This window comes from Pseudomonas sp. KH_050 (assembly GCF_057838875.1).
Genome location: NZ_CM174478.1, coordinates 5,397,910 through 5,412,575, shown reverse-complemented (window position 1 = coordinate 5,412,575; position 14,666 = coordinate 5,397,910). Strand labels below are relative to the sequence as shown.

Annotated in this window: 14 protein-coding genes and 2 tRNA genes; 4 read left to right on the top strand and 12 right to left on the bottom strand. The window is 58.4% G+C overall.

The window, feature by feature from the left end:
* Positions 1 to 26 precede the first annotated feature (26 nt).
* Positions 27 to 103: transfer RNA gene (locus AC3IUA_RS24875), tRNA-Met, on the bottom strand.
* Positions 104 to 333: 230 nt separating this feature from the next.
* Positions 334 to 410: transfer RNA gene (locus AC3IUA_RS24870), tRNA-Met, on the bottom strand.
* Between the two features lie 300 nt (positions 411 to 710).
* Between AC3IUA_RS24870 and dinB the strand changes: the two genes are divergently transcribed.
* Positions 711 to 1,772 carry a DNA polymerase IV gene (gene dinB, locus AC3IUA_RS24865; RefSeq protein ID WP_489357503.1) on the top strand — a complete coding sequence of 354 codons (1,062 nt, stop codon included), beginning with the start codon at positions 711 to 713 and terminating at the stop codon, positions 1,770 to 1,772.
* 77 nt (positions 1,773 to 1,849) lie between these two features.
* Here dinB and AC3IUA_RS24860 read toward each other — a convergent pair whose 3' ends face one another.
* The 4 genes from AC3IUA_RS24860 to AC3IUA_RS24845 all read right to left on the bottom strand — a co-directional run bounded on the left by AC3IUA_RS24860 (position 1,850) and on the right by AC3IUA_RS24845 (position 6,602).
* The gene (locus AC3IUA_RS24860) at positions 1,850 to 2,800 is read right to left on the bottom strand and encodes a hypothetical protein (RefSeq protein WP_489357502.1); all 951 of its coding nucleotides are present in this window, start codon (positions 2,798 to 2,800) and stop codon (positions 1,850 to 1,852) included.
* 19 nt (positions 2,801 to 2,819) lie between these two features.
* Positions 2,820 to 4,535, bottom strand: coding sequence for a proline--tRNA ligase (locus AC3IUA_RS24855; protein WP_489357501.1), 1,716 nt, complete (start codon positions 4,533 to 4,535; stop codon positions 2,820 to 2,822).
* Positions 4,536 to 4,661: 126 nt separating this feature from the next.
* A complete protein-coding gene (locus tag AC3IUA_RS24850) occupies positions 4,662 to 6,206 on the bottom strand; it encodes an AmpG family muropeptide MFS transporter (RefSeq protein ID WP_489357500.1) in 1,545 nt (514 codons plus the stop codon).
* Positions 6,207 to 6,248: 42 nt separating this feature from the next.
* Positions 6,249 to 6,602: an MGMT family protein gene (locus tag AC3IUA_RS24845; protein ID WP_489357499.1), complete on the bottom strand. Its 354-nt coding sequence runs from the start codon at positions 6,600 to 6,602 to the stop codon at positions 6,249 to 6,251.
* Positions 6,603 to 6,765: 163 nt separating this feature from the next.
* On the opposite strand from AC3IUA_RS24845, the gene AC3IUA_RS24840 reads away from it, so the two are divergent.
* Positions 6,766 to 7,773 carry a DUF481 domain-containing protein gene (locus AC3IUA_RS24840; protein WP_489357498.1) on the top strand — a complete coding sequence of 336 codons (1,008 nt, stop codon included), beginning with the start codon at positions 6,766 to 6,768 and terminating at the stop codon, positions 7,771 to 7,773.
* Positions 7,774 to 8,724: 951 nt separating this feature from the next.
* On the opposite strand, the gene AC3IUA_RS24835 is transcribed toward AC3IUA_RS24840, so the two are convergent.
* On the bottom strand, positions 8,725 to 8,934 hold the full coding sequence (locus AC3IUA_RS24835; protein ID WP_014336857.1) for a cold-shock protein: 210 nt from the start codon (positions 8,932 to 8,934) through the stop codon (positions 8,725 to 8,727).
* 354 nt (positions 8,935 to 9,288) lie between these two features.
* Here AC3IUA_RS24835 and dcd point away from each other — a divergent pair, with 354 nt between their 5' ends.
* Positions 9,289 to 9,855: a dCTP deaminase gene (gene dcd / locus AC3IUA_RS24830; protein WP_489357497.1), complete on the top strand. Its 567-nt coding sequence runs from the start codon at positions 9,289 to 9,291 to the stop codon at positions 9,853 to 9,855.
* A 107-nt stretch (positions 9,856 to 9,962) separates the two neighbouring features.
* On the top strand, positions 9,963 to 10,172 hold the full coding sequence (locus tag AC3IUA_RS24825) for a hypothetical protein (protein ID WP_150803640.1): 210 nt from the start codon (positions 9,963 to 9,965) through the stop codon (positions 10,170 to 10,172).
* Between the two features lie 216 nt (positions 10,173 to 10,388).
* On the opposite strand, the gene AC3IUA_RS24820 is transcribed toward AC3IUA_RS24825, so the two are convergent.
* Genes AC3IUA_RS24820 through AC3IUA_RS24800 form a run of 5 tightly spaced genes read right to left on the bottom strand, consistent with a single transcriptional unit; the run spans position 10,389 to position 14,569 of the window.
* A complete protein-coding gene (locus AC3IUA_RS24820; RefSeq protein ID WP_489357496.1) occupies positions 10,389 to 11,153 on the bottom strand; it encodes an ABC transporter ATP-binding protein in 765 nt (254 codons plus the stop codon).
* Between the two features lie 12 nt (positions 11,154 to 11,165).
* Complete coding sequence (locus AC3IUA_RS24815) at positions 11,166 to 12,284, bottom strand: succinylglutamate desuccinylase/aspartoacylase family protein (protein ID WP_489357495.1); 1,119 nt, start codon at positions 12,282 to 12,284, stop codon at positions 11,166 to 11,168.
* A gap of 9 nt (positions 12,285 to 12,293) precedes the next feature.
* Positions 12,294 to 13,004 carry an ABC transporter permease gene (locus AC3IUA_RS24810; protein ID WP_489357494.1) on the bottom strand — a complete coding sequence of 237 codons (711 nt, stop codon included), beginning with the start codon at positions 13,002 to 13,004 and terminating at the stop codon, positions 12,294 to 12,296.
* Entirely contained in the window at positions 13,001 to 13,729 is a 729-nt protein-coding gene (locus AC3IUA_RS24805; RefSeq protein ID WP_489357493.1) for an ABC transporter permease, read from the bottom strand. The genes AC3IUA_RS24810 and AC3IUA_RS24805 overlap by 4 nt, the downstream gene beginning before the upstream one ends.
* A 57-nt stretch (positions 13,730 to 13,786) precedes the next feature.
* A complete protein-coding gene (locus tag AC3IUA_RS24800; RefSeq protein ID WP_489357492.1) occupies positions 13,787 to 14,569 on the bottom strand; it encodes a transporter substrate-binding domain-containing protein in 783 nt (260 codons plus the stop codon).
* Between the last annotated feature and the right edge of the window lie 97 nt (positions 14,570 to 14,666).

The window sequence follows — 14,666 nt, the reverse complement described above, 5'->3', positions numbered from 1 at the left end:
TCTTTCGAGTAGCCTTTTTTGATGTTTGGTTGCGGGAGCCGGATTTGAACCGACGACCTTCGGGTTATGAGCCCGACGAGCTACCAGACTGCTCCATCCCGCGTCTGTGTGGCGGCATCCTACAGGGGTACGCTTGAGAGTCAATCTTTAATGGTCTGTCAGGACGAATAAGTGCAAATAGCTCGGCTTTTGCTCGTTTCGACGGGTTAAGTGCCAGAATCGCAAAGGTTTTTTCTTTGCGTCAATTCGGACACCGACGCCTCTGAGAGTGGAGGGGCACAAAAACGACACGCACAAAAAAGGCCACTCTTTCGAGTAGCCTTTTTTGATGTTTGGTTGCGGGAGCCGGATTTGAACCGACGACCTTCGGGTTATGAGCCCGACGAGCTACCAGACTGCTCCATCCCGCGTCTGTGTGTCGGCATTCTACAGAAGATCGCCGGCCTGTCAACCTGAATCTACTAAAAACCTGTTCCTGTTCAATCGCTTAGCGTGTCAGAAGGGCAGCTCGACATGCCTTGAAGGCTTGCTGCGTAAGGCTTCCAGCTCTATTGGACCGCCTGTCCTGATTGATAAAACGAATCCATTTGGATTTTTTCCTACGCAGACAGGCGAAGATTCAAAGCACTGGTGCTATATACAGGTGTCGGTGAGATACTGCCGATCAGTTTCATCTTGATCTCTTTTGCCCTCAACGAACACCGCCTTATATGACGCAGCGCAAAATCATCCACGTCGACTGTGACTGTTTCTATGCCGCTATCGAGATGCGTGACGACCCGAATCTGGCTGGCAAACCGCTGGCCGTTGGCGGGTCGGCGGAGCGGCGTGGAGTGATCGCCACCTGTAACTATGAGGCGCGGGCCTATGGGGTGCGCTCGGCCATGTCTTCGCGGCATGCCTTGAAGTTGTGTCCGGACCTGGTGATCGTCAAGCCGCGCATGGATGCCTACAAGGAGGCCTCGAAAGAGATCCAGACGATTTTCCGCGATTACACCGACTTGATCGAGCCATTGTCGCTGGATGAGGCCTATCTCGATGTGTCCGATAGTCCGCATTTTGCCGGCAGTGCCACGCGTATCGCGCAAGACATCCGCAGGCGAGTGTCTAATCAGTTACATATCACGGTCTCGGCCGGAGTCGCGCCGAACAAATTTCTGGCGAAGATTGCCAGCGACTGGAAAAAACCCAACGGCCTGTTCGTGATTACCCCGGATCAGGTCGAGGATTTTGTATCCGCGCTGCCGGTCAGCAAGCTGCATGGGGTGGGGAAGGTTACCGCGGATAAGTTGGGGCGGTTGGGTATCGTCAGTTGCCTGGACCTGCGGGGCTGGAACAAGTTGGCGCTGGTGCGGGAATTCGGCAGTTTCGGCGAGCGGCTTTGGGGGCTGGCTCGTGGGATCGACGACCGGCTGGTGCAGAACGACAGTCGGCGTCAGTCGGTCAGTGTCGAAAATACCTACGATGTGGACTTGCCCGATCTGGCCAGTTGCCTGGAGAAGTTGCCCGAGTTGTTGGAGGTCCTGAGCGGGCGCATGGCGAGGATCGATAGCAGTTATCGGCCGGGCAAGCCTTTCGTCAAGGTGAAGTTCCACGACTTTACCCAGACCACGCTGGAGCAGGCGGGGGCTGGACGGGATCTGGAGGGGTATCAACAGCTGCTGACCCAGGCTTTCAACCGAGGCGGCAAACCGGTGCGGTTATTAGGGATTGGTGTGCGTTTGCAGGATCTGCGCGGCGGGCATGAGCAGTTGGAATTGTTCAGCCGGTAGGAGCTGCCGCAGGCTGCGATCTTTTTGCGGGCACCCAGATATTGGCATTGCCCGCAAAAATAGCGTAGCTGACCTCATCAGGCCCCAGGATCAGCCACCAGTCGTCCGGCATCTTTGGTCAGTGACTTGAGGAATTCTTGCTGCAACTCGGGATCGTTGCGGGTCAACTCGATCAGGCTCTGTTCCAGTTCGCTGGCTTCTTCTTCCAGACCCAGTTCCGACAGGCGTTTTACCCGGTGTACCCACTGGCTGACTTCGTCATCCTCGAGGTCGTCGTAGATCAGGCCGTGAGCTTCGAGCATCTTGCCGCGCAAGGCGCTGCTGATGGCCAGGGTCGAATCGGAATGCACCTCATCCTTAGCGTCTTCGACACTGATCTGCAGCTTGCCGAGGTGGTTCAGGTCCTGTTCGGCAAACGGACTGTCCAGCAGGTTCAGACGCAGAACGCCGTTGCGGTCGGTGCTCAGGTTGAAGGTATATTTGCCGGCCTTGACCTCCACCGGACGCTCGCTCCATGGCAGGCTCGAATATTCCAGACGTTTGTCACGCTGGGTTTCGTCGATACCGGCCAGGTTTTGCTGCGCGCGACCATGGGACTGCACGTTCATGAACGGGTTGAGCCCGGCAACGCCGTAGCTGATCCAGTCCATGGTGACGCTGTCCGGCAGGTTGCCGAGGGCGAACACATTGACAACGTTTGCACCGACGCCAGCCACCACCGCCACTGCGCCCAGCGGGATCTCGTAGACCTCGCGCCAGGGTTGGTAAGGCGTGTAGCGATCATAGCGCCGGGTGACTTCGAATTCGGTGACCTCGAAGGTCTTCTGTTCGTGGATCCGCACACGACGTTGCGGCAGCTCAAGCACCTTAGGCTCGCCAACATCGATCTGCAGGCTATGCTCGAGCAATTTGCGCTCGATGCGCTCCTCATGCTCGCTGCGTTGAGACATCTGGTTGGCACAGCCGCTGAGCAGCAGGGTGCCGCACAGGGCGGCACCACCGAGGCTTAAGGTGTTTCGCTTGAGCATGACTTCTCTTGATCTGGTTTCAGCGACGGATACGGGCCTGGAGGAACGACAGCACGTCAGCGACCGGCAACGCATGCGCCTCGGCCTCGGTACGGCTCTTGTATTCCAGGTTGCCTTCGGCGAGGCCGCGGTCACTGACCACGATCCGGTGTGGAATGCCGATCAGCTCCATGTCTGCGAACTTGATGCCCGGGCTGGTTTTCTTGTCGCGATCGTCCAGCAGCACTTCGAAGCCGGCTGCAGTCAGTTCTGCATACAGCTTGTCGGTGGCTTCGCGAACCTGTTCGGTTTCGTAGCGCAGTGGCACCAGGGCAATCTGGAACGGCGCGAGGCTATCGCTCCAGATGATCCCTTTGTCATCGTTATTCTGCTCGATGGCAGCCGCCACCACGCGAGATACGCCGATGCCGTAGCAGCCCATTTCCAGGGTGACCGGCTTGCCGTTCTCGCCCAGCACTTCGCACTTCATCGCTTTGCTGTACTTGTTGCCCAGCTGGAAGATATGCCCGACTTCAATGCCGCGCTTGATTTCCAGAGTGCCTTTGCCGTCAGGGCTCGGGTCGCCGGCCACAACGTTACGCAGGTCAGCCACGGTAGGAACCGGCAGATCGCGCTCCCAGTTGACGCCGAAGTAGTGCTTGTCGTCGATGTTGGCGCCGATACCGAAGTCGCTCATCAGCTCGACCGAACGGTCGATGATGATCGGCAATGGCAGGTTCAGCGGGCCGAGAGAGCCTGCGCCAGCGCCAATGGCGTCACGCAGTTCGGCTTCGGAGGCCATGACCAGCGGGCTGGCTACGCCAGGCTGGTTGGCGGCCTTGATTTCGTTCAGCTCGTGGTCGCCACGGATGATCAGGGCAATCAGCTTGCCTTTCTCTTCAGCGTGAACCACCAGCGTCTTGATGGTCTTCTCGATCGGCAGGTTGAAGCCTTCGACCAGTTGCGCGATGGTCTTGGCGTTCGGCGTATCGACCAGGCGCAGCTCTTCGGCCGGCGCGGCGCGGGAGGGTTCGCGCGGTACGGCTTCGGCTTTCTCGATGTTCGCGGCGTAGTCGGAACCGTTGCTGAAGACGATATCGTCTTCGCCGGATTCGGCCAGTACGTGGAACTCGTGGGAGCCAGCACCGCCGATCGAGCCGTTGTCGGCTTCAACAGCACGGAACTTCAGTCCCAGGCGGGTGAATACATTGCAATACGCCTGGTACATGCGGTCGTAGGTGATCTGCAGCGAAGGCTGATCAGCGTGGAACGAATAGGCGTCCTTCATGATGAACTCGCGGCCGCGCATCAAACCGAAGCGTGGGCGGATTTCGTCACGGAATTTGGTCTGGATCTGATACAGGTTGATCGGCAGCTGTTTGTAGCTGCTCAATTCGTTACGCATCAGGTCGGTGATGACTTCTTCGTGAGTCGGGCCGGCGCAGAAGTCGCGACCGTGGCGATCCTTGAAGCGCAGCAATTCAGGGCCGTATTCTTCCCAGCGACCGGACTCCTGCCACAGCTCAGCCGGTTGCGTGCTCGGCATCAACACTTCAAGAGAGCCTGCGGCGTTCATTTCTTCACGAACGATGGCTTCGACCTTGCGCATCACTCGCAAGCCCATCGGCAGCCAGGTGTACAGGCCCGAGGCGAGTTTGCGGATCATGCCGGCGCGAAGCATCAGCTGATGGCTGATCACGACCGCATCGGAAGGCGTTTCTTTCTGTGTGGCGAGCAAATATTGACTGGTGCGCATGGTTGGCCGTTGTCGGTTGCTGATGACTAGAAATGACGGAGCATTGTACGGGCGAGAACCGTTGGCGTACAGGATTGCAGCCGGACGAACCGGGGTAGGCGACCAAAGTCGCCCCCCAGGGGCTTGTCAGGACTCTTCGGTGACTGTGGCGTCATTGGCCACGCGGGCGCGGCGGTTTTCCTGACGCCACTGCAAACCAATCAAGAGTAAGGTTGGCACGCCAAGCAGGGCTGTGATCAGGAAAAAGTCGTGATAGCCGAATTTTTCCACCATTACCCCAGAATAACCGCCGATCAGCCGTGGCAGCAACAGCATGATCGAGCTGAGCAGGGCGTATTGAGTGGCGGAGAACTTCAGGTTGGTCAGGCTCGACAGGTAAGCGACAAACGCCGAAGTGGCCAGGCCCGAGCTGAAGTTATCCAGCGAGATGGTGGCTATCAGCATGTTCAGGTTGGCGCCCATGTCCGCGAGCATCAGGAACAGCAGATTGGTCGCGGCCGAGGCGATACCGCCGATCAGCAGGATCGGCAGGATGCCGAAGCGCACGATCAGCAAGCCACCCATTCCGGCGCCGACCAGAGTCATGATCAGACCGAAAATCTTGCTGACACTGGCGATCTGATCCTTGGTGAAGCCCTGGTCGATGTAGAACACGTTGGCCATCACGCCCATGACCGTATCGGACATCCGATAGGTGGCGATCAGTCCCAGCAGCAGGAGCGCCTGCCACCGATAACGCAGGATGAAGTCGTTGACCGGTGTCAGCACCGGTGCCAGGCCGCGACGTCCGAGGCTCGAGAGGCACAGGCTGGTGAGCGTGACGTAGAGAATGGCCCGCAGGAAGGCGCGGTCCTCCAGCAGCAGGTCGAGCGGGCTGGTGCCGTCGAACAGGACGCTGGAGAAATCGGTGTTGTAGAGCTGGGTAAACATCGCCGGCACAGAAACCAACAGCACGATCAGGACGAACACCGAGGCCAGTTGATGTACGAAACTGTAGCGGCCCGCGGACAGTTGAGTGCGCAGCGGTACGGGCGGCTCACGCATGAAGAGGCTGGTGAGCAGTGCCGGGATCATCAGCGCACCGAACAGGATATACGTACCGGCCCAGGCTGAGTGTTTGTAGTTGAACCCAGTGGAGCCGAAACCTTCGGCGAAGAACAGCGCTCCGGCCGTGGCCAGCAGTGCCGCAATTCGATAGCCGGACATATAGGCAGCGGCGAGGGCGGCCTGGCGGCTGTCTTCGGCAATTTCCAGGCGGTAGGCGTCGACTGCGATGTCCTGGGTGGCCGAGGCGAAAGCGACGACCACGGCGATGGCGATCAGCCATGACAGGTGTTTTTGCGGGTCGCAGAAGCCCATGCCGATCAATCCGAGGACGACCAGTGCCTGGGCCAGGACCAGCCAGGAGCGACGGCGACCGAGTTTGCCGAGAAATGGCAGGCGCCATTGGTCGAGCAGCGGCGACCATACCCATTTAAAGGCATAAGCGAGGCCGATCAGGCTTGCGTAACCGATGGTTTCGCGGGCTACTCCGGCCTCTCGCAACCAGACTGAAAGCGTCGAAAACACCAGCATGTAAGGCAGGCCGGCGGCGAAACCCAGCAACAACAACACGAGGGTCGAGGGGCTGGCATAGGCGGCGAGAGCGGCGCGCCAGGTTTGACGGGGCATGGGCTGGAGTCTGCCTCAAATTACGGAAACAAAGCGCGCACTCTAACCGCTGTGCTCTACCGGGCGCCAGCCATGACGCTGAACATCAACACGATTGTTCAGGATACTAATGCCTTCCATGCGTAAACGTGCGCGCTGTTCATCCCCGGAAGTGCTACCGGCCGGCAGGCTAAGGCGCCCACCAGCACCGAGCACGCGATGCCAAGGCAATGTGGTATCGCCGGGCAATTGGCTGAGGGTGCGTCCGACCCAGCGCGCGGCGCGGCCGAGCCCGGCCAGTTCGGCCAGTTGGCCATAACTCACCACCTTGCCCGCAGGGACCTGGGCAAGTGTCAGATAGAGCGTCGTGCGTCGGATTTGCGCCGGGCTTTCGGAATCGGCAGGTGAGTCAGTCACGCTTGTGGATCCTCAAGGAGGTCGTATGACCGTCTGTAGAGTAAGTCCTTAATTGCTGGATGAGAAATGAACTCAATACTAATCGTTGGGTCAGTCCTTGCTCAGGCTTTCTCTATGGGGATAATGCCGCCTTTTTTTCGCGAACCTGAGTCTTGCTTTGCTTATGTTGTCCAAAACCCTGCTGTGCCTCGCTATTGCTACTGCCTCCACTCCCTTGCTTGCCGATACAGTCTGGTTGAAGAACGGTGACCGGCTGAGCGGCAAGATCAGCGTCTTCGATGGCGGCAAACTGCTGATCCAGACCGAATACGCCGGGGCTGTCCCGATTGACTGGAAACAGGTCAAGACCCTGGAGAGCGATCAGCAGCTGCTGGTCAAGCAGGATGCCTACACCGGGGAGAAGGCCAAAGCCCTGCATGCGGCGGAGGACGGCAAGGTGACCCTGGCCAACGGTGATGCGCCCAAGACCGTTGAACTGGCGAGTATCCAGCAGATCCTCAAACCCAAGCCGGTTGTCGAAGACCTGGTATTGAAGGGCAATATTGATATGGCGCTGGACTATCAGCGTGCGGAAAAGGATACCGACGATTACGACGTTGGTTTCAAGACCACCGCGCGTCACGGCAGGTGGCGGCACACGGCCGAAGGCGAATACAACCGCGAATTCCAGGACGATGTGGTGACCACAGACAACTGGAAAGGCGAATATTCGCTCGATCGCTTCCTGACCGAGAAATGGTTCTGGCAGGGGCGCGCGATCTACAAGCGCGACAAGGTCGAAGACCTGGCTCGCCAGCGTACCGTGGGTACCGGTCCGGGTTATCAATTCTGGGATAATGAATTGGGCGCGTTTTCCCTGGGCTCGCTGCTGAACCGTACCGACTATGAATACGCGGACGGCGGCAAGGACAACTTCTATTCCCTGGCAATGAAGTGGGACTACAACCGTTTCCTGATCGGCAAGAGCGTCGAGTTCTTCAGCAATGGCGAAGTCGGCAAGCCGCTATCGGGTGTGGCCGATTACGCCCTCGATACCGAGGTCGGTTTGCGTTACCGGGTCACGGAATGGGCATCGCTCAACCTCAAGGCGGAGAAGGACATCATCAGTGGTACCGATGACAGCGACTTGAGCAAGACCCGTTACACCGCAGGGTTTGGCGTTACCTGGTAAGTCTGTCCCTCGGTAGCTCCTGCATTTGACCGGTGCACACCCGTCGTAGGAGCTGCCGCAGGCTGCGATCTTTTGATCGTGCTCCTGAACCATCTCCCGAACCGCCAAAAGATCGCAGGCTGCGCCAGCTCCTACGCCGACCGGGTAGGCCTGTGACATCGCAGGGGCACGCGATCCCGTAGGAGCTGCCGCAGGCTGCGATCTTTTGATCGTGCTCCTGAACCATCTCCCGAACCGCCAAAAGATCGCAGGCTGCGCCAGCTCCTACGCCGACCGGGTAGGCCTGTGACATCGCAGGGGCACGCGATCCCGTAGGAGCTGCCGCAGGCTGCGATCTTTTGATCGTGCTCCTGAACCATCTCCCGAACCGCCAAAAGATCGCAGGCTGCGCCAGCTCCTACGCCGACCGGGTAGGCCTGTGACATCGCAGGGGCACGCGATCCCGTAGGAGCTGCCGCAGGCTGCGATCTTTTGATCGTGCTCCTGAACCATCTCCCGAACCGCCAAAAGATCGCAGGCTGCGCCAGCTCCTACGCCGACCGGTACACCTGTGACATCGCAGGGGCACGCGATCCCGTAGGAGCTGCCGCAGGCTGCGATCTTTTGATCGTGCTCCTGAACCATCTCCCGAACCGCCAAAAGATCGCAGGCTGCGCCAGCTCCTACGCCGACCGGGTAGGCCTGTGACATCGCAGGGGCACGCGATCCCGTAGGAGCTGCCGCAGGCTGCGATTTTTTGATCGTGCTCCTGGGCCATCTCCCGAACCGCCAAAAGATCGCAGGCTGCGCCAGCTCCTACGCCGACCGGTACACCTGTGACATCGCAGGAGCACACGATCCCGTAGGGGCTGCCGCAGGCTGCTCCCTGGCGATCCTTTACATCAGACAAAACACACGGGCACAAAAAAGCCCCGCTTTTAAGGGCGGGGCTTTTGCTGTATCAGTTACAAGTTAGATAACTTGAACTTCTTCAGCTTGCATGCCTTTCTGGCCGCGGGTAGCGACGAAAGAGACCTGTTGGCCTTCTTTCAGGCTTTTGAAGCCGTCAGATTGGATAGCTTTGAAGTGAACGAACAGGTCGTCACCGGATTGTGGAGTGATGAAGCCGAAGCCTTTTTCATCGTTGAACCACTTAACGGTACCAGTTTGGCGATTAGACATGGTGTATCTCCTTGGACAAAGTTAACTGCGACTCAGGAAAAGCCCTGGCCGAGACTGAGTGCAAAGAGCAGGAAAAATTCTTGGAGATGGTTGGATCGAAATTCAACATATCGTGTAGAGATTCTCAGTGACACAAGCAGCACAGTGGCGCCACCTTAACCCTTTTTCCGGAACGTGCCAATGGTCTTTGCGAAGGTTTCTCTATTTTCGTGACTGACGGTGCAACGCACAGGGCTGTGGGCGGCAACTATTCCGAGGATCGACGAGAAAAGCCCCCTAGACTTTGAACCCGGCGGCGCGCCCCGGTAAGATGCCGGACAGAATTTTTCCACCTCGCTATTCAGGACACCCGCCATGAGCATCAAATCGGACAAGTGGATTCGCCGCATGGCGCAAGAGCACGGCATGATCGAGCCCTTTGTAGAGCGTCAGGTGCGCGGCGAAGCCGCTGACCGGGTGATTTCCTTCGGCGTATCGAGCTACGGCTACGATGTGCGTTGTGCCGATGAATTCAAGGTGTTCACCAACATCAACTCGGCGACCGTTGATCCGAAGAACTTTGATGAGAAGAGTTTCGTCGACGTTAAAAGCGATGTGTGCATCATTCCGCCGAACTCCTTCGCCCTGGCTCGTACCGTGGAGTTTTTCCGTATTCCGCGCAATGTACTGACGATCTGCCTGGGAAAAAGCACCTACGCGCGCTGCGGCATCATCGTCAACGTCACGCCGCTCGAGCCTGAGTGGGAAGGTCATGTGACCCTGGAATTTTCCAATACCACCACGCTGCCGGCAAAGATCTACGCCAATGAAGGCGTGGCGCAAATGTTGTTTTTCGAATCTGACGAAGAGTGTGAAGTCTCTTATAAAGACCGTGGTGGCAAGTACCAGGGTCAGCTTGGCGTCACCTTGCCGCGTACCTGATTCAGGCATCTGACGAACAGTGGGAATTCTTGGGCGGGCAGATACTCTATTGAAGGTACTGCTCCGGTTCGCGGAATGCGAGCCGGGCCAACGCTCAGGAGTGCCCTATGAAAATCGATCCGCGAATAAGTGCCGAACTGGCAAGACTTGAGCCCAATCAGGTCGGGATGCTGGCCTGGTCTTTGTTGGCGCATCCGTCGGTCACGATGGCGGGCGGCATTCCTGGCCAACCTGATCCGGATACTCCGAACGAACAACCGACCGAACCCGGTGAGCCTACCCTTCCAGATGAGCCGCCTCCCGCACCTGTTGCCTGATGCAAGGGGGGGCGGGGCCGCACATTCCTCCCGTAGCAGCTGCCGAGCCTGCGAGGCTGCGTTCGGCTGCGCAGCAGTCGTAAATCCTGCCACCACGGTTAACCTGTAAAGCCGCAGTGCCTGATTTTACGACTGCTGCGCAGCCGGACGCAGGCTTCGCCAGCTGCTACGGACCGCGAAAGGCGTGACTGGCAACAGAGTATCCGGGAAGGGGAGTTATTTCAGGTTACCGCTGAGAAACTGCTTGAGCCGTTCACTCTTCGGATTGCCCAGCACTTCCTCCGGCGTACCTTCTTCCTCTACCAGTCCCTGGTGCAGAAACAGCACCTGATTCGACACCTTGCGGGCGAAACTCATTTCGTGGGTGACCATGATCATGGTCCGGCCTTCTTCAGCCAGGCCCTGGATCACCTTGAGCACCTCGCCCACCAGTTCCGGGTCCAGGGCCGAGGTCGGTTCGTCGAACAGCATGACTTCCGGTTCCATCGCCAGGGCCCGGGCGATGGCCACGCGCTGCTGTTGCCCTCCGGAGAGAAACGCCGGGTATTGATCGGCGACCCGGGCGGCCAGGCCGACCTTGTCGAGATAACGCCGGGCGCGGTCTTCAGCGTCTTTCTTGCTGCAACCCAGCACTCGGCGCGGGGCCATGGTGATGTTTTCCAGTACCGTCATGTGGCTCCACAGGTTGAAGTGCTGGAACACCATCGCCAAACGAGTGCGGATCCGCTGTAACTCGTCCTCGTCGGCCACGCGGATGCCATGCCGGTCCTTGATCAGGCGGATCGGCTGGTCATCCAGGGTCATGGCGCATTCGTTGGGCTGCTCGAGGAAGTTGATGCAGCGCAAAAAGGTACTTTTGCCCGAGCCGCTGGCGCCGATCAGGCTGATGACGTCGCCGGTTTTGGCCTTGAGCGAAACACCTTTGAGCACTTCATGGTCGCCGTAACATTTATGCAGGCCTTCTATGGTCAGTTTGTACATGGGCATGCATCCTCAAGGCGAAAGAAGGTAGCCGCTGCGATAGGCTTCGGTGCCTGCGACATGGGCAATCACCATGCCGGCGGTGGCCATGCGCCGCAGCGAGCGAGCGTACATCAACCCGGCGTTGTTGCAATGAATGGGCGTGACACTGTCGTTGATCGGGTCGATGACTTCGGCGACCAGTTGTCCGGCCTCAAGGTATTCACCTGGCAACGCGGCAAATACCAGCAGACCGCCAACGGACGTTGCCACCGGTTCGACGCCCGCCAGTGGGGTCGCCGGGTAGGGCAGTTCGGGCAGAGGCGCCGGTTCCCCAGCGATGGCGCCGAATTGCGTCAGATAGTCGATGATCGCCTGGCAGTCCAGGCTGGCCAGCCCGTGATTGACATCACTCTGGCCGCGCAGCTCGACGGTGACCGAAAAACTGCCCGGCGGAATCTCGAAATGCTCACCGAAGCGCTGTTGCAGTTGCCACCAGAGCAGGGTGAAGCATTCATCGAAGGACTGTCCGCCCGAGTCGGTCGCCAGCAGGCTGGCTTCGGCGCCGATGTAGCGCGCCAAAGGCTCGACCTGCGGCCAGGCTTCAGGGGTGGTGTACAGGTGCGCGACGGCTTCGAAATCGCAATGCAGGTCCAGCACCATGTCCGCATCGCAGGCCAGTCGTTGTAGGGTCAGGCGTTGGGATTGCAGTTGGGTGCTGGCGGTTTGCCGAGCCAAAGCCTTGCGCAAACTGCTGCGGATCAGTTGCAGGTTATGTTTAGGGTCGTCCTTGAGCTGGCCTTCGATCTCGTTACCGACTTCTTCGCTGAGGTCGACGAACCAGCGATTGAAGTTTTGCCCGCTTTCCAGCTCGTAGCGACCCAGCGGCAGGTCCATCAGCACCTGTTCCAGGCCGACCGGGTTGGCCACCGGCACTAGCACTATTTCACTGCGCAGGCGGCCTTGAGCTTGCAGCTCGGCCAACCGCAGCTTGAGGTGCCAGGCCACCAGCATGCCGGGCAGTTCGTCAGCATGCAGGGATGACTGGATGTAGATCTTGCCTTCGGCCTGCTGCGGACCGAAGTGGAAACTGTGAATCTGTCGTGCAGTCCCCGGTAGCGGGGCAAGCAGGTCATGAATCTGGTGGCGCATGTGAAGGTCCTAGTGGGTCGGCCCGAGGAAAGCCAGCCAGCGGCGTTCGGCGAGGCGGAACAAACCGACCAGCGCAAAGGTGACGGTCAGGTAGATCAGCGCGGCTATGCCGAACGACTGGAAGGTCAAAAAGGTCGCCGAGTTGGCGTCGCGGGCGACTTTCAGTACATCCGGAATGGTCGCGGTGAAGGCCACGGTGGTCGAATGCAGCATCAGGATTACTTCGTTGCTGTAGTACGGCAACGAGCGGCGCAGTGCCGAAGGCATGATCACATAGGCATACAACTTCCAGCCGCTTAGGCCATAGGCTTTTGCCGCTTCGACTTCACCATGGTTCATGCTGCGGATCGCCCCGGCAAAAATCTCCGTGGTGTAGGCGCAGGTGTTCAGGGCGAAGGCGAGGATGGTGCAGTTCATCGCGTCGCGAAAGAACGCATCGAGCACCGGCTGCGCACGCACGACGGCCAGACTGTAGATCCCGGTGTAGCAGATCAGCAACTGAATATAGAGCGGGGTACCGCGGAACAGGTAGGTGTAGAACTCCACTGGCCAGCGGATATAGGGCTTGGGTGAAACCCGGGCGATGGACAGCGGGATCGACACCAGGAAGCCGATAAAGATCGAGGCGCTGAGCAGCCACATGGTCATGGCCAGGCCGGTAATGTGGTAACCGTCGCTATAGAGGAAGGGTCTCCAGTACTCCTGCAGAAGTTCGATCATCGCACGGCCTCCCGGGAACCGGCCGCGTAACGGCGTTCGAGCCAGCGCAGGACAACGTTCGAGGCGCTGGTGATCAGCAGGTAGATCAAGGCCGCCAGCACCAGAAAGTAGAACAATTGATAAGTGCTTTTACCGGCATCCTGAGCCGCCTTGACCAGGTCGGCCAGACCGATGATCGACACCAGCGCCGTGGCCTTGAGCATCACCATCCAGTTATTGCCGATGCCCGGCAGGGCGAAGCGCATCATCTGCGGGAACACCACCAGACGAAAGCGCTGACCGCGTTTGAGGCCATAGGCGGTGGCGGCTTCGACCTGGCCGCGAGGCACAGCGAGAATTGCGCCGCGGAAGGTCTCGGTGAAATACGCACCATAAATGAAGCCCAAGGTAATCACCCCGGCGCTGAATGGGTTGATCTCGATGTATTCCCATTCCATGAAGTCGGTAAAGGTGGTCAGCCAGGTTTGCAGACTGTAGAAAATCAGCAGCATCAGCACCAGATCCGGCACTCCACGAATCAGCGTGGTGTAGAGCTGGGCCAGAATTCGCAGCAGCTTGACGGGGGAAAGCTTGGCACTGGCGCCGATCAGGCCGAGCAAAACGGCCAGCAGCAATGACAACACCGATAATTGGATGGTCATCCAGGTGCCTTCCATCAGCAGCGGGCCGAAACCCTGCAGGCTAAAGGCGGAAAGTCCCAAGGTTTGCAACAGGTCTTCGAACATGGGTCGTGCCTTTGACAATCGAAAAAGCGCCCACCGTTTTCGGTGGGCGCCAAGGGATTATTTCCCGCTGTAAAGATTCAGATCGCCAAAGTGTTTCTTCTGAATAGTGGCGTAGGTGCCATCATCGTGTAACGCTTTGATACCTTTATCGAGTAGCTCCTTGAGCTCTTTGTTACCTTTCGAGATACCGATAGCGGTTTTGGCTGGCAACAATGGGCTGTCGACCGGCTTGCTGACTTCGAAATCAGCCCCTTGTGGTGACTTCAAAAAGCCCAGCTCGGCTTGCAGCATGTCCTGGATAGAGGCATCAAGACGGCCGGAAATCAGGTCGGCGTACACCTGGTCCTGATTCTGATAGGCCTGGGTTTTCACCCCGGCCTTGTCCAGCACGGCTTTGGCGTAGGCTTCCTGAATGGTGCCTTGCTCGTAGCCGACGGTTTTACCCTTGAGCGAAGCGGTGTCTTCAGTCAGCCCCGAGCCCTTCTTGAACACAAAGGAGGTCGGGCCGGAGAACAGCTCGTTGGAGAAGTCGATGACTTTCTCTCGGGCCGGGGTCACGGTCATGGAGGAGATTACACCGTCGAATTTATTGGCTTTGAGGCCCGGGATCATGCCGTCGAAATCGCTTTCGACCCATTTGCACTTGACCTTCAGTTCGGCACAGATCGCATTGCCCAGATCGATATCGAAACCCACCAGGCTGCCGTCAGCCGCTTTGGACTCGAACGGCGCGTAGGAAGGGTCAACACCAAAACGCAGCTCTTTGTATTCCTTGGCTAGCGCGGAACCGGCTGCCATGCACAACGCCAGTGCAGAAAGGGTCAGCAATGCTTTTTTCATTATTCAATCCCTAAAAACCAATATGAGCGCTTGTGGCGCAGAATTATTGTTACTGGAAAGCGTAAGACCCATAGAAGGTAGCAATTTCCGAACCATA

Excerpts from the sequence above, each read along its gene's own strand:
- AC3IUA_RS24855 (WP_489357501.1), bottom strand. The coding sequence starts at position 4,535 with ATGCGCACCAGTCAATATTTGCTCGCCACACAGAAAGAAACGCCTTCC.
- dinB (WP_489357503.1), top strand. The coding sequence starts at position 711 with ATGACGCAGCGCAAAATCATCCACGTCGACTGTGACTGTTTCTATGCC.
- AC3IUA_RS24850 (WP_489357500.1), bottom strand. The coding sequence starts at position 6,206 with ATGCCCCGTCAAACCTGGCGCGCCGCTCTCGCCGCCTATGCCAGCCCC.
- AC3IUA_RS24810 (WP_489357494.1), bottom strand. The coding sequence starts at position 13,004 with ATGATCGAACTTCTGCAGGAGTACTGGAGACCCTTCCTCTATAGCGAC.
- dcd (WP_489357497.1), top strand. The coding sequence starts at position 9,289 with ATGAGCATCAAATCGGACAAGTGGATTCGCCGCATGGCGCAAGAGCAC.
- AC3IUA_RS24860 (WP_489357502.1), bottom strand. The coding sequence starts at position 2,800 with ATGCTCAAGCGAAACACCTTAAGCCTCGGTGGTGCCGCCCTGTGCGGC.
- AC3IUA_RS24835 (WP_014336857.1), bottom strand. The coding sequence starts at position 8,934 with ATGTCTAATCGCCAAACTGGTACCGTTAAGTGGTTCAACGATGAAAAA.
- AC3IUA_RS24815 (WP_489357495.1), bottom strand. The coding sequence starts at position 12,284 with ATGCGCCACCAGATTCATGACCTGCTTGCCCCGCTACCGGGGACTGCA.
- AC3IUA_RS24825 (WP_150803640.1), top strand. The coding sequence starts at position 9,963 with ATGAAAATCGATCCGCGAATAAGTGCCGAACTGGCAAGACTTGAGCCC.
- AC3IUA_RS24800 (WP_489357492.1), bottom strand. The coding sequence starts at position 14,569 with ATGAAAAAAGCATTGCTGACCCTTTCTGCACTGGCGTTGTGCATGGCA.
- AC3IUA_RS24805 (WP_489357493.1), bottom strand. The coding sequence starts at position 13,729 with ATGTTCGAAGACCTGTTGCAAACCTTGGGACTTTCCGCCTTTAGCCTG.
- AC3IUA_RS24840 (WP_489357498.1), top strand. The coding sequence starts at position 6,766 with ATGTTGTCCAAAACCCTGCTGTGCCTCGCTATTGCTACTGCCTCCACT.
- AC3IUA_RS24820 (WP_489357496.1), bottom strand. The coding sequence starts at position 11,153 with ATGTACAAACTGACCATAGAAGGCCTGCATAAATGTTACGGCGACCAT.